This window comes from Robertmurraya dakarensis, from assembly GCF_900156875.1.
GTDB classification, from domain to species: domain Bacteria; phylum Bacillota; class Bacilli; order Bacillales; family Cytobacillaceae; genus Robertmurraya; species Robertmurraya dakarensis.
This window is the reverse complement of record NZ_LT707408.1, coordinates 1,493,957-1,508,833: the sequence shown is the minus strand read 5'-3', so window position 1 is coordinate 1,508,833 and position 14,877 is coordinate 1,493,957. Positions and strand designations below refer to the sequence as shown.

Below are 14,877 nucleotides of genomic sequence, written 5' to 3'. Positions count from 1 at the left end.
AACTTTAAAGTTTATAAAAAAGTACCCATTTTCATGGATACCGTTTCTACTTAATTATTTGGTTTAACCCACTCAGGATATATTGGTGCGAGATGTTCAGTTGTATCAGACTGAATCCCAACGGGAGGTATTGGATAACGTATGCCATTCTTAGAGAGCTTTTCTAACCCTTCAAGTCCTTTTATTAAGTCCTTCGGGGCAATAGCCATTAGCATTTCATCATCTTGCACTCCGCCAAAGCGCCTTTCTGCATAGCACGGGATGGAAAGACAAGGTTCTCCTGTTGTTAATGCTTTTCCCCATGAGTCTGCACATGCACTTTCACCAGAAACACTCCACTCAAATTTCTTAAATCCAACCCACTGTAAGCCATTTATCAATAGTATCATTTGACCCGGGGTTCCATAGATTAAGCAAATGTCTGGCTCTTGAAGCCTGCCTGACTCAAGTGGTGAGATAACAAGTGCTTCATAGCTGCCATATGGTACAACATCTAGACATTTCTGATGCGCAGCAGAATCTTCCCTCGTACCAAACCAAACACCGTCCATCGCCTTTCCGGAATAAAAGTCATCATCCTGTGGCATCAATCCAGCGATTGCCCCGCATTGCTTCATCGCAAGGTCTTCCGCCGTTACCCCTACTGTCCATCCTAGACGAACCGACTGGGCAACAAGTTGATCTAATAGATATCGCTTTTTTGGACGGCGTATTCTTGGAATCGCTTCCATTTCTGCTTTTGTTGAACACTTTTTCATCCCAACCGGCGTTGTTTTTATGCGCAGAAGACGATTCAATCTTTCTACGACTTCCTTCCAATCATATGCAGCTTTATGATTTGTTTCCATCGTTCCACCCCTCCCAAACTTAAGTGAGTATCCTAATGACGTGGCCTCTTAACGTTTACACATCATATATGATTAAATTTATTATAACGAAATAAAAAGATGGTATCAATATAGTTTTTAAAATATTCAAAAAATTAAACAAAGTAATTTTCTTAGACTTATTAAATTAAAAAAGCTGACACACATTGGTCAGCTTTTTTTAATCCTGCTACTGCTTCTTCGTTAAATGAACTAAATCAATGTTCATCCACTCATATTGGCGATGACGAATTTCAAATAATGTTAACGGATCTTGGAAATGTTCTGGGTTTGTTTTAAAGGCATTTAAATCATTCTCGGTTTGCTTTATGACCTGCTCTAACTCCCCAACCACTTCACTTAGCATATCGAATGGCTGTTGAAAGAACATTTCCACATCCCGATCCATGGATCGTTCAAACAATTCAAATTGCTGTAGAAAACGGTCAGCAACTAATTTTGCCTCATCATGAAATTCCCCGTTCTCAATCATTTTTTTATATTGAGAGGATAAGAGTTTATTATTTTTCGGAATTGCACCAAGTAATTTTCCTGCGCTTTTTAGAATGAATTGTGCAGGTGTGAACTTTTTCAAAATATTGATCTTTTCTATTGGAACAAAACCTGTCATTCGATTGATATCACGACGCCAATCCTTTACGACTTGAATGTCGCATTCCATCTTTAAGCGTTCTTCACCAAACAAAGCATTAAAGCCCTCTTGCATTTCCTCAATAAATTTTTCGCTTTCAGAGAACACTTCAACTGTACTTGAAATCCATTCCTGAAGCTGACTCTTAAACCTTGGTGATATCGATTCATTTAAGTATTGCTGAATACGAAGATTCATTTCATCATTCAGCTCGTTCTCAATATTTTTAAAATCACTATCATCCTTAATGTAATCCGCACATTCTCTAAGTATCCCTGGGACATTATTTAAAATGCTATCCCTCACTTCTTCTTTACGAACATTAAAGATTTTTTTGATAATCCTGCTTTTATCTTGTTGAAGATCATTAAGCTGATTGATTGCTCCGTTCATCTTTAAAAGCATTTCTTCGTTCCATTTTTTCGCATCAAGAAGGAAGTTCTCCTGTTCCACTCTCTTTTCAAGAAGAGAGTTAATAAAATTACGAATGACTAACAGAAGTTTTTCCTCTCGATTTACTGCTGTTTCTTTTTCAAGTTCGGCAGCAATCACTGATTTAAGATCTTCCTTATTTTCTAAATCTAATTGGCTTCCATTAATGTTAAGCGACTGGGCCCAATCAATATGCTGTTCCTCGGCCCAATCTACAATATTCAACAGTAGTTCGATACGGTCCTCTAGCTTACTTCCTCCATTGATTCTTTGACCAATTCCCGTTTCAGCCTCCTGCACTAATGGTGCTGGAAGGCTTGTTGGTAAATAGTCATTCCATGCAAGAATGGCTCCACATATAGATGGTGCTTGCTGGTCACTCGCAACATTCAGCCAGTTTTTAAAATAAGCCGGCATCAATGGTTCAATCTTTTTAATAAAATAAGATCCGCTAATCAGCCTGTGATAGGCCTGCTGGAATAACAGGGTTGTTGTATCCCAGTTGTGTTCATTATTGATTTCTAGGTTAGAGAATAAGTGATTGATTGTTTTGATCCACTGCAAGAACGTTTCTTCCTTTTCATAACAATGCCACAGGGAAGATAGCAATTGTTCGAATTGCGGCTGGTTCATCTTATATAAAGTAACTAAAGGCTTTTCAAAGTAGTCAGAGGGCATATTCACTGCTGCGCCATTATCAACATATGTCTTTAGCGTCAAGAACCATTGCACCGATTCTGTTCTGATTCCTTCATTTACTGCTAACTCAATGGCATTTTTCCAATCTCCATGGTCCTCATAAAGCTGACGTGCCAATTCCGTTACGTTCTTATAATCTGGGTTCACTGAAATAACACGTTTGATGACCTTGTCGGCCCTTTCAATGTTGCCACGATCTATGTAAAGCGCGAACAATTTCAAGCCAATTTCTGCATTTAACACAGGAGAATCTGAAACAATCGAATTATAGAGATCCTCTGCATTAGTCAGCAGCCCAAGCTCCATATAAGCATCCGCTGTATTTTTCTTAGCCCACGGCTCTAATTCATTCCGAATGCTCTCCCATTTAAAAATCGCTGATTCATAGTCCTTGTGGTGAAAATAGACCTCTCCTTGCGCAAAACGGATCGACGATAAATCATATAATTCATTTTTCTGCTCTTGATAGTAAATCTCCCCAAGAGCTTGCACCGGATGAATATGATTATTTTTATCTAAAAAACTTTCATAATACTTTTTATTAGTAAGCTGGACTTCGTATGTCATTCTTTTTCCTCCGTAGAATGTATTTACAAACAGAAGATATTTATGTAAACATCCATTATCTTATACTTTATCATGATATTTTATCAAAGAACCAGATGAGGAAAGTATGAATCTTCTTACAAACACATTACAAATCATCTCGATAGTGTAATAATACAGGAAATATCTGGACAATACCAAAAAAAGATAGTCATATAGACTATCCTTCAATATCTCTTTAAACAGTAACCTTTGAGATTGCATTAACCGCTATGATCGCTTCGGCCTCTATCGCCTTAGCAACCGTATCAGTATGAGGATCATACTCATCACGAAGATCAGCATCAGCAAAGCCATCAATAGCTAAGATGGCGCCAGCCTTAATTCCGTTTAGTGCAGAGATAACGAATAAAGCGGAATTTTCCATTTCTGCAGCTAGTACACCCGACTTTTTATACAAATGATGTGGAAATTCAATGACTCCACTATAAAAAACATCTAGAGTCAATGTCATCCCTTCCTGTATATTTAAACCTTCTGCAGTACTGCTAACAGAAGCAGCATTCAACGCGTCTACAATATGCCGGTCAGCAACAGCTGGGAAACCTTCTGGTACAAGCTGGCTTGTCAGACCGTCACATCTAACTGTCGACGTACTGATCACAATACTGCCAGGAGTTATATGAGATTGATAAGAACCAGCAGTTCCGACACGAATGATTGCATTTGCTCCACCTTTAATCAATTCTTCAAAGCAAACGGCAGCACCAGGTGCCCCAACACCATGACTGACAACGGCAATTTCCTGACCTTCCCATTCACCCACATAGCTATGATACTCACGATTTTCTGCTAGAAGTCTGCCATTCTTTAATAACGAAGAGATTTGCCTTGCTCTTTGCGGATCCCCGCACACGATTACTCGACAAGGCAGTTCAGCAGGATTTACTTTTAAGTTTGGCAATAACTCAGTCATAATCTTTTCTCACCCACTCATCTTCCGGAATTGGCAAATCTTCTCCTGAAAAACGTTCTTCTTTAAATGGATCTCCATTGATGTGAAAACCATTTTGTTCCCAGAAGCCAGGAGCATTGTCATTCATAAATTCAATACCGCGTATCCATTTAACACTTTTCCAAAAATAGAGATGCGGAACCACTAATCTAAGCGGCCATCCATGCTTAGCCGTAAGATGCTTTCCATCAAAGCTATGTGCTAGCAGGACATCTTCGCGGTCTAAATCACTGAATGCTAGATTAGCAGTGTAATCTTGATCAGCGTGAAGCATCACATATTTACCCTTATGCTGTATTCCCAGCTCTTTTAAGAAATCTCGAAAAAGCACTCCTGTAAATTGATTATCAAATCTAGACCAGCGTGTTACACAATGAATATCCGTTGTAATCGTTGTTTGCGGCATCTTCATAATATCGTCGTATGTTAGTGTTACTTCTTGATCAACTTCTCCAAAAACACGCAGTGACCAAGTTTTTAAATCATAAGTTGGTACTTCCCCTTCATGAAGGATCGGAAAACGTTCCGTCAACGCTTGTCCAGGAGGCAGACGTTTAGCCATCGCCGGATCTGCCACTGGTACTACCATGTTTTTAATACGATCTGCTTTATTCATTTTCTAACAACCTCCCTAAATACTATTTTAATCACCTATTTATCGTGAACTCTGCTGCTCAGACATCTGTGAGGCTGCCCCACGATCTTTCAAGAAAAACATCGCTATAATCGTAATGACATATGGAAGCATCGCTGTAAACTGTGTTGGCATCGAGAAACCTTGAAGTCTTACACTCAATGCATCCATTAATCCAAATAAGAAACTCGATCCAATGATTCCGATTGGATGCGACTGACCAAGCATGGTTGCAACTAAAGCGATGAACCCGCGCCCGGCAGTCATTCCCTCTGTGAACATCGTAACCTGTCCTAAAGACAGCTGAGCTCCGGCCATTCCGCAAAGAATTCCGCACATTAAGACAGCTAAATATTGAAGGCTGTTTGTTTTTAAACCGATGCTATTTGCTGCTACTTTGTTCATCCCAACAGCCAATACTCTAAATCCCATCACTGTACGGTACAGGAAGAAAAAGAGCAGGATAGCAAGGATAAATGATAAATAAACGAGTGCTGAGTGTCCAGAAAGGACCTCGCCAAGGAATGGAATATCTTTTACAAGTGGGATATCAATCTTCGGAAGTCCGGTCATATCTTTATCATAGAAAGCTCCCTTAACATCAAATATTGCTCTTAATCCAAATGTCGTTAACCCTAATGCTAAGAAGTTTATCCCGAGACCGACAACAATGGCGTTTGCTTGCAGATGAATCGATAGATAGCCAAATAATAAAGAAAATATCATCGAAACCCCCGCTGCAAAACAAACAGCTAAAAAGACACTGCCTGTGAAATAATTGCCGACAATAGCTGAAAATGCACCGATTAAAATCAGTCCTTCTAACCCTACGTTGAATATGCCAACGCGTGCACAGATTGCTCCGCCTAATGCCGCGAGCAAAATTGGGGCAACCATACGAATCGTTGAACTGAGCAAGGCAGCATCAAACCATTCCATTTTTATCCCTCCCCTTCTTCATTCGCTTCCACCAGTTAAACGAAATTTTTGCTGAAATTAATAGAATAAGAACCGATTTTATGACACTAGCAATCTCAAGTGGAACGTCAGTGTTACGCTCTAACCCCATTGCACCTGTTTCTAATGCGGCAAGAAAGATTGCTGTTACTGCCGTTCCTAGTGGATGCGAGTTTGCTAATAATGTCGCCATCATTCCCGTCCATGCAAAACCAGGACCTGTTAAAGCCCCATCAACAAACCGATATTGAGTACCAAGTACTTCAACTGTACCGGCAAGACCAGCAAGACCGCCGCTAATAAACATGCTCGCTAATAATACCTTCGTTTTATTTACTCCACCGTAAGATGCAAAATAAGGATTTAAACCAAGCATTTTTACTTCATAGCCCACACTTGTCAGTTTGAAAATGAAATACATGACAATCGCAAGAATTACTCCAATGATGAACCCCCAATGTAAGCTCATCCCTGCAAATAACTTAGGCAGCCATGCGGCTTGTTCAAGCATAGGTGTCTGCGCAAGAGCAGCAGACCCGGAACGATCTTGAAATGGCTCAGATACTAGGAAACTAGCAAATAAAACAGCAACATAATTTAATAGTAGAGTTGAAATTAATAATTGTACTTTAAATTTCGTTTCCATCCAGCCGGCAAGTAAGGACCAAAGTCCTGCAACGGTGATACCTGCAATTAAAGCCGAGAGTATTTTTACGATCCCTGGACCTGGAACATATAGAGCTGCAAGCGCGGCACTCACTGCACCTAATACCATCTGCCCTTCTGCCCCAAGGTTAAATACACCTGCGCGAAAAGCAAGGGAGACCCCTAAGCCAATGATTAAGATGGGAGTTGCTCTAGCAAATGTAGAAGTCATAAAATAGAAGTTTCCGAAAGCCCCCATCCAGAGCTCTTTATAAGTTTCCAATATTGGTGCCCCGACAATACTAATCGCAATAGCTCCTGTTAATAATCCAATAAATATCGCGATAAATGGCTGGAGTAAAGGGCTTAATAGCCGCTGTATTCTTTGCTGTGCTTTCATTGTTTGCTCCCTCCTGCCATAAGAATACTTATTTTCTCCTCAGTCGCTTCTTCTCGTGTTAATTCCCCTACGATCTTACCTTCATAGATGACTAGAATTCGATCGGATAAAGTCAGAATTTCAGTTAATTCTGATGAGATCAGTAATATCCCATCTCCATTATTTCTTTTTTGAAGCAATGCTTCATGAATATATTCCATCGCACCAATATCAACACCGCGGGTAGGTTCTGCCGCTAACAGCAGCGGCGTCTCTTGGCCAAGCTCTCTTGATACAATCAGCTTTTGCAGATTCCCTCCAGAAAGATTCCCTGCTTGCTCATTAATAGACGTCGTTTTGATTTCAAATTTCTTTATCCATGATGATAATAAGCTTCTAAACTGCTTTTTTAGTAAAATCGATTTATTATTATAATCTGGCTTATTCTGATAACCCATCAAACCTGTTTCTTCGACCGTTGCCTGTTTAGCAGCGCCCCATAAATACCTATCTTCAGGGATATGAGAGAGTCCTGCAAGGCGAATATCTGCCACGCTTTGGTTGGTGACGTCTTTTCCATCAATTAAAACCTTGCCCCCGTTAACTTTCCGCAGGCCGGAAATGGCTTGCAGCAGTTCAGATTGTCCATTTCCTGACACACCAGCAATACCGACAATTTCCCCTCTTCTCACAGAAAGTGAAATACGATCAAGAAGCGGTTTCTCTTGTTTTTCCTTGATTGTCAGTTCATTTACTTCCAATAGTGAGTTTCCATTAAGCTGGATGCGGTCACTAATCGTTTGAAGCTCTCTGCCAACCATGAGTTTTGCCAGCTCATCAGCCGTTGTTTCTTCTTTATTTACAGAACCTGTCACTTTCCCGTTTCTAAGTACGGTAACCCGATCTGCTACTTCCATCACTTCACGAAGTTTATGCGTAATTAAAATGACACTTTTACCTTGTTCAGCTAAATTTTTAATGTTCTTTAATAAGCCCTTTACTTCAATCGGAGTTAATACAGCAGTAGGCTCATCCAGAATGATAATATTCGCACCTTGATAAAGCACTTTTAAAATCTCAATCCGCTGCTGCTCTCCAACTGAAGCATCTGCCACTTTTACATTCGGTCTTACTTGGATTTGATACTGCCCGGCTAATTTATTAACCGTATCAATTGCATCCTTTCTTCTGAAAAAACCTGCTTTTTTAGGTTCATGTCCGATTACAACGTTTTCTGCTGCAGTAAAATCTGAAAATAACATAAAGTGCTGATGAACCATACCGATTCCATGGGAAATTGCATCATTTGGTCCATCAAAAGATACAGGTTCTCCATCAAGATAGATTTGACCGCTTGTTGGCGGTTCCATGCCATATAGCATCCGCATCAGGGTAGTTTTTCCTGCCCCATTCTCCCCAACAATCGCGTGAACTTCGCCAGCGTTGAGTGTAAATGATATATCTTCATTTGCAAGAAAATCTCCATATTGTTTAGTCATTTTTCTCATTTCCAAGCGAATTGACATTTCTTGCTGCCTCCCATCTGAAAAAGAAAACCGACTATAGGCTAGTCGGCTTCATATCTTATTGGTTTAATGGATTAGCTACTTCTAAAGTTCCAGCGATGATTTCGTCTTTAATCGCAACAACCTGGTCAATAACGTCTTGTCCAATAAAGTCATGTAATGGCGTCTTACTTTCATGCGTTACATAAGTAAGGCCCACTCCACCTTCTTTTAAACCGTACTCTACGCTGCCTGCTTCAAATGTACCTTCTGCAAAGGCTTTGATCGTTTCATATGCTACTGCATCTGTACCTTTTAACTGTGATAAAACAATATGCTCTGGATCCACTTCTGTACGATCCACATCTTGTCCTGCTGTGTAGAATCCTTGTTCCTTCGCAGCTTCAAATACTCCTAAATCACCTACAGCTGCTGCACCAACGATAAAATCAGCACCCTTAGAAGCTTGTAATAAAGCTAACTCTTTCGCTTTTGCAGGGTCGCTGAAACTTCCAACATAGTTTAATAGAAACTCAGCTTCAGGATTCGTGCTCTTAAGTCCTTGCTCAAATGCTACTGTCCATTTTTTCATCAATGGAATATCCGCTGCATTTACCATTCCTACTTTGTTTGTTTCTGTTGCTAAACCTGCCGCTGCACCCATCAAGTATGCCGCTTCATGTTCTCTGAAGTTAACACTTTGAACGTTCGGTAAATCTACTGTTGTATCAATAATTGCAAATTGACGGTCAGGATTTTCACTCGCAACCTTCATCAATGCATCCTCTGATTCAAAAGAAGATGTAATAATTAAGTCATATCCTTCTGCTACAGCTACTCGTAAATTCTCTTCAATCGCTGAATGATCAGCTGATTCGATCGTATTCAATTCAACACCGAATTCTTCTGCTGCTTTTTGCGCACCTTCATCCATTTGCTGGAAGAACGGGTTAACTCCAATTTTTTCTGGTAAAACTAGCGCAATTCTCTTTTTCTCTTCTGCTGCACCTTCACTATTCGCTGGCTGCGCTTCTTCATTTGATCCACAACCAACTAACAACGCTGCAAATATCGTTAAAAGTAATACTATTTTTTTCATCTAATAAGTTCCTCCTGTTGTATCATTCGTTTTCTACTGAACACAAATAATACTTTAACCTATAACTATGTTATTTTCAATAAAAACATGAACTTTTTTATGTTTTTCATTGAAAATGTTCGTGTATTGACGAAAACAAAAACTCTTCCGTACTTTGGAAGAGTTTTTTGGATATCTTTTTTTTCTGATTAGTCTACATGAACACAAAACTATATTTAAATAACAACCAGTATATATATACTATTTTAAAGATTTATGAGAATATTACAAGCATTCTTTAACATTTTATAATTGAGAATTCACTTTATCTTCCATACACGTTTATTCTCAACTCGTTTTGTGAAACCTTTGTTATCCATACATTCCAAAAATGGGATCATATACTTTCTCGACAATCCCAGTATTTCTTTTGCAGCACCTACATCAAATTCTGAATCTGTTTGCGCTTTTAACCTTTCAACCGCCTCATTAAAGACTTCCCCATGCCAATAATATTGGTCATCAAGAGCAACGATAGAGCCTTCCTCTTCAAGAAACTTCTTTAAATCAGCAGCGATTTTATCTGGGATCCCTGCGTCTGTTAAGTAATCTTTAAAATATTTGACTTGCATCCCATCGCCTTTTAATTTTGCCAGCATATTAACTGTCCTAGTTTTCCAATTGTTTGGAACATGCGGCTCAAAGTCCCCAATTGAAATAAACTGACCTTCTCTTTTAAAGGTATTTTTCTTGACTCCTTCATCAATTGAAAAGTCAATGACTGTATTCGGGTATGATTTTGAAAGAGTTTGAAGTAGTTCAGCTTTATTTAATCCTTTTTTCATTGGTGAAGAGGTGTGGAAGTCCCTTAGGATGTTATAAAGTTCCTCTTCAATCACATCCACTAACGCCCTTAGTGTATACTCTTTTCCGTTATACAGAACAAAGTCATCACTCCCTAACTCTTGCATTAGCGCTTCTTTTTCGAGTGAAGTTCGAGTCAACAATTCATCCAAAGACAGACTCTTTGTTTCCATTAATGCTGAAACCATTCTTTCAGCAGGTGTGCCAACTTTTTTCTTTTCCAATTCTGCAACGGTTCTTTCACCGAAACGGTATTTTTGTCCTTGTGGGTCTATCACCCAGCCGCCGCCAATTGTTTCTTGAGGGCTTGGCCTTCTTAAAATGAATCGATCTCCCCGTTTCGTGACAACTTCTTCATCCAAGCGTATTTGGCAAAGAATTTCCCCATTTTCTTCCTTTAATTCATTTCGATCAAAGAAAACAATTCTTCCCATAACCTCGGCTGTCCCGATATGACATTTAATCGGCATCCGTTGTTTTACCATATAATCCAAATCTTCGACGACGCGAATCGCCACATCCATTGTTCTTGTGACTATAAAATGCTCAGAAGAAACAAGGACATCCCCGCGTTCAAGATCTTCTTTTGACACCCCTGATAAATTAATGGCCGCACGCTGTCCAGCATACGCTTTGTCTGCATTCTGATGGTGAACTTGAATTTGTCTTGCTCTTGCCTCTAGACCTTTCGGCATGATTTTTAAAGCTTGACCTTCTTCCACCATTCCGTCATAAACGGTTCCACGGACAACCGTTCCCTGGCCTTTCACCGTAAACACTTGATCTATCGGAAGCCGAAAAGCCCCTTTGCTGTCTCGCGTTTGCTGCTGCTTTAATGTATGTATAATAAGTTCTTTTAAGTCATCGATGCCTTTTTTAGAAAGACTGTCAACTAATACGAAAGGAGATTTTTCAAAAACAGTTCCCTCAAGCTCCTCCATAATATCGTCCTTCACCAGATCGATAAATTCTTCGTCAACACGATCAATTTTCGTGACCGCCACGACTCCATTTCGTATCTCAAGAAACCCTAATATATCCAAATGCTCGCGTGTCTGCGGCATGACGCCTTCATCTGCTGCCACGACTAAAACCACCAAATCAATGCCAGCAACACCCGCAATCATTTGTCGAATAAACCGTTCATGTCCCGGCACATCCACTACAGATATTTGGATTTCATCGTCCTCATATAAAGGGGCAAAACCGAGTTCAATCGATATTTGCCTCTCCTTTTCTTCCTTTAAACGGTCCGTATCAACATTCGTCAGCGCCTTCGTAAGCGTTGTCTTTCCATGATCAATATGCCCTGCCATTCCGATCGTAAAATATCTCTTCGTCAAAACTGCCACTTCCTTTGATGGTACTTCTTATAATGTAGCTTTTAATCTAGATTTGTTCAAGGGAACTAGTTTTATTTAAGTGTGTACGCTTGTAAAATTACGCTACCTTCGTAAAGTAACTATGAAATACCTCAAACGGAAGTCCTTCACCCGAAAAAATTAAAAAACACCTCAGTAGCGAGGCATTAGTAATATATTTTTTTAATCAATTATTCAACTCTACCTTCGACAACACCGATGTCACAAAATGCAGCGTATCCCACTCTCCGCCAGAAATTTCAACAAGCGGGTGTTTGCTCGGTAAAAGCTGAGCTTTAATTTCTTCTGGTGTATATCCTTTAGCATGAAGATTCATTATTTTTCCGCTGATTTCTTCCATATAATCTAGTTTCTTTTTTAACATCTCTTTTCCATTGGGAACATGTCCAGCATGACCGCAAAACATGTCTGTAAAATCATAGTTTTGAATTCTTTTTAAGGAATTTATGATGTCTGGCACCGATTCCTCTCTTAGCAGCATTTTCGGTTTCGGCGTAACGTACAAATCCCCCGTAAATAGATAACCTTCACTGTAATTTAGAAAAGCCATTTGGTCAAAGGCATGCCCTGGAACTGGGATCGCCTCCCATTTTGATGTCCGTGTGGAAAAATGGCTATTTAACGGCTTTGCCTGAAATGCCTCTCTATCTCCCCATACGTCGTGACGGTATGGTAAATAATCTCCCTCTCTTGAACATATATCCACCGAGATTTCATTAATATAAATCGGTTTTTCCTTATGATCCTGAATCCACTTTGCACCGCCCGTATGGTCTTCATGGTGATGCGTCAAATATACCTGATCAAAATCTTCTGATTCAAAAAAAGGAATAAAATCTTTGATTAATGAAGGTGAGCCTGTATCAATTAATAATCCGTCCATTAAATACACCATCACACTGCTAAACCTTTCCCGATCTTCCACAATACCCTGAGCACAAGTAACATTGTTTATCTTATTAATTTTTAACATCTTGAATCCCCTATTTCATTAAATTTAAAACCTTTGAACCATTTCGTCTTTAATAACTTCTTTCTTTTTCTTAAATCCCCTTCCTAATTTTTCTAAAAAAATGAATATGCATACAGAAGCGAAAAGCGGATATCCTACAATAAAAAGGGGGTACCTCATGTTAAAAACTATTGTATTTCTCCTTGTATTCAGCATTACTTTTTCTACGAATTTACAGCTCCCATCCATGATTACCCCTGTTTTTGCAAAAGTTGAAATGAATCAACCTGCTTATGCAAAATGGGGGAAGGTTGCTATGGAGAAGACAAAAGAAAAGTATCCACAAGCTTCCATTGTTGATTACCTCCACGTTGAGAGAATCGCGGGCTCTCAAACCACTACTGAGCGTTTTAAGTTGTGGTTAAAGGAACAAAATAAAGAATTCGGGGTGTTTGTAAACATTGAGTTTGAAACAGACACGGAACGGATCGTGAATGTTACTTTTAAAGAAGTAACTCAATAAAAAATATTATTAAGGAATTAAACTTTATCTTTAGACTAAGTCCTTCATCACGTTGATGAAGGACTCAGGCTGTCGAGAAAGTCTCGGCAGCCTATATTTCGTCCATTTTCTTTATCAATTCACCGCGTTAATTTGGTATAATATAAGTATTAATACTATTTATGAGTGGTGAAATATAATGTTAAAGTCAAAAGGTTCTTCCCAAAATGAATTTGAGTTCGTTTCAATTGACGAATTAGTACCAGAAAATCATCTCTTACGCGTGATAGACAAATATATTGATTTCTCTTTTATATTGGAAAAGGCTCGTCCTTATTATAGTGAAGATAATGGTCGTCCAACTGATCCACTTATCCTTTTTAAAATGATGTTTATTGGTTACTTATACGGCATTCGTTCAGAACGACAATTAGAACAAGAAATTAAGATGAATATCGCATATCGTTGGTTTTTAGGTTTAAAATTCCATGATCCAGTTCCCCATCATTCTACGATTAGTTGGAATCGTAAGCATCGTTTTAAGGATACTAATATTTTTCAAGATATTTTTGATGAAATTGTGCTTCTTGCTATCAATCACAAGATGGTTGGAGGAAGAGTTTTATTTAGTGACTCTACTCATTTAAAAGCTAATGCTAATAAGCATAAATTTACCAAGGAAGAGGTCGAGGTACAGACTCGTGAATACTTCGAGGATTTAAATAAAGCAGTTGAAGAGGATCGGGAGAACCATGGAAAAAAGCCTCTAAAAGAGAGAGAGGAAGTGAGGGAAACAAAAGAGATTCGCGTAAGTAAAACTGATCCTGAAAGTGGGTTTATGTCTAGAGACAATAAGCAGGAAATGTTCTGTTACTTGGATCATAGGACAACGGATATGAAGTTTAATATTATTACCGATGCTTTTGTTACGCCTGGTAACGTTCATGATTCGGTTCCTTATCTTAATCGTTTAGACCGCCAAATCGAAAGATTTGGATTCAAAGTAGAAGCTGTTGCGCTGGACTCCGGGTATCTGACGAACCCTATTTGTAAAGGATTATCTGATCGGAAAATTTTTGGAGTGATTGCCCATAGAAGATATCATCCTACTAAAGGTTTATTCCCAAAGTGGAAATTTACATATGATCAAGAACGCAATTTATATGTCTGCCCAAATAATCAAGAACTGACCTATCGAACAACCACTCGTGAAGGATATAGAGAATATAAATCTGATCCCAAGAAGTGTTCCAGTTGCCCACTACTAACTCAATGCACGAGATCCAAAAATAAAGTAAAAGTGGTCACACGCCATGTTTGGGAAGAGCATAAGGAGAAGGTAAGGTTAAATCGATTATCTAATTCGGGAAAAATGCTATATAAATTTAGAAAAGAAAAAGTGGAGCGAAGCTTCGCAGACTCAAAAGAGCTGCATGGGCTTCGCTACTGCCGGTTACGGGGATTAGAGAAGGCAAGTGAGCAAGTTTTATTAACAGCTGCTTGCCAAAACATGAAAAAGATTGCCACACACCTAGCAAGACTAGGGTAAATGTGTGGCAATCTTTTATATTTATGGGTCCATTAAAAACTAGATGGTAATAAACACAAAAATAAAACAGCTTGCCGAGAAAAAATACCCCTTTCTCAACAAGCTGAGTCCTTCATCACGTTGATGAAGGACTTTTTTTTCATCAGCAACCTAGTTTTGGTCTTCATCCAGTGCACGATGACCAGTTTTATAGATCTCATGTCAGGTTTCGGTTTTCATT

General features: G+C 39.0%; 12 protein-coding genes. 2 read left to right on the top strand and 10 right to left on the bottom strand.

All coding sequences use genetic code 11. The annotated features are described in order from the left end of the window. Positions 1 to 50 precede the first annotated feature (50 nt). The 10 genes from CZ487_RS08500 to CZ487_RS08455 form a co-directional block, all read right to left on the bottom strand. Positions 51 to 848, bottom strand: coding sequence for a DUF169 domain-containing protein (locus CZ487_RS08500; protein WP_077211690.1), 798 nt, complete (start codon positions 846 to 848; stop codon positions 51 to 53). A gap of 208 nt (positions 849 to 1,056) precedes the next feature. After that, positions 1,057 to 3,216 carry a tetratricopeptide repeat protein gene (locus tag CZ487_RS08495; protein WP_077211689.1) on the bottom strand — a complete coding sequence of 720 codons (2,160 nt, stop codon included), beginning with the start codon at positions 3,214 to 3,216 and terminating at the stop codon, positions 1,057 to 1,059. 217 nt (positions 3,217 to 3,433) lie between these two features. Further along, on the bottom strand, positions 3,434 to 4,171 hold the full coding sequence (locus tag CZ487_RS08490) for a nucleoside phosphorylase (protein ID WP_077211688.1): 738 nt from the start codon (positions 4,169 to 4,171) through the stop codon (positions 3,434 to 3,436). Next, the gene (locus CZ487_RS08485; RefSeq protein WP_077211687.1) at positions 4,164 to 4,826 is read right to left on the bottom strand and encodes a sulfite oxidase-like oxidoreductase; all 663 of its coding nucleotides are present in this window, start codon (positions 4,824 to 4,826) and stop codon (positions 4,164 to 4,166) included. Before CZ487_RS08485 ends, CZ487_RS08490 begins: the two co-directional genes overlap by 8 nt. Positions 4,827 to 4,865: 39 nt before the next feature. Beyond that, on the bottom strand, positions 4,866 to 5,783 hold the full coding sequence (locus CZ487_RS08480; protein WP_077211686.1) for an ABC transporter permease: 918 nt from the start codon (positions 5,781 to 5,783) through the stop codon (positions 4,866 to 4,868). Continuing rightward, positions 5,770 to 6,846 (bottom strand): ABC transporter permease, encoded by a 1,077-nt coding sequence (locus tag CZ487_RS08475; RefSeq protein ID WP_077211685.1) that lies wholly within the window; start codon positions 6,844 to 6,846, stop codon positions 5,770 to 5,772. The genes CZ487_RS08480 and CZ487_RS08475 overlap by 14 nt, the downstream gene beginning before the upstream one ends. Continuing rightward, a complete protein-coding gene (locus CZ487_RS08470; RefSeq protein ID WP_077211684.1) occupies positions 6,843 to 8,351 on the bottom strand; it encodes an ABC transporter ATP-binding protein in 1,509 nt (502 codons plus the stop codon). The genes CZ487_RS08475 and CZ487_RS08470 overlap by 4 nt, the downstream gene beginning before the upstream one ends. A 58-nt stretch (positions 8,352 to 8,409) precedes the next feature. Continuing rightward, positions 8,410 to 9,429, bottom strand: a complete 1,020-nt coding sequence (locus CZ487_RS08465) for a BMP family protein (protein WP_077211683.1) — start codon at positions 9,427 to 9,429, stop codon at positions 8,410 to 8,412. Between the two features lie 299 nt (positions 9,430 to 9,728). Further along, the gene (gene selB / locus CZ487_RS08460) at positions 9,729 to 11,615 is read right to left on the bottom strand and encodes a selenocysteine-specific translation elongation factor (protein WP_077211682.1); all 1,887 of its coding nucleotides are present in this window, start codon (positions 11,613 to 11,615) and stop codon (positions 9,729 to 9,731) included. A 205-nt stretch (positions 11,616 to 11,820) separates the two neighbouring features. Further along, complete coding sequence (locus tag CZ487_RS08455; RefSeq protein ID WP_077211681.1) at positions 11,821 to 12,627, bottom strand: MBL fold metallo-hydrolase; 807 nt, start codon at positions 12,625 to 12,627, stop codon at positions 11,821 to 11,823. 157 nt (positions 12,628 to 12,784) lie between these two features. On the opposite strand from CZ487_RS08455, the gene CZ487_RS08450 reads away from it, so the two are divergent. Together CZ487_RS08450 and CZ487_RS08445 are read left to right on the top strand one after the other, a co-directional pair. Then, positions 12,785 to 13,129: a DUF3889 domain-containing protein gene (locus tag CZ487_RS08450; RefSeq protein ID WP_419865703.1), complete on the top strand. Its 345-nt coding sequence runs from the start codon at positions 12,785 to 12,787 to the stop codon at positions 13,127 to 13,129. 178 nt (positions 13,130 to 13,307) lie between these two features. Next, positions 13,308 to 14,657, top strand: coding sequence for an IS1182 family transposase (locus tag CZ487_RS08445; protein WP_077211680.1), 1,350 nt, complete (start codon positions 13,308 to 13,310; stop codon positions 14,655 to 14,657). Positions 14,658 to 14,877: the final 220 nt, after the last annotated feature.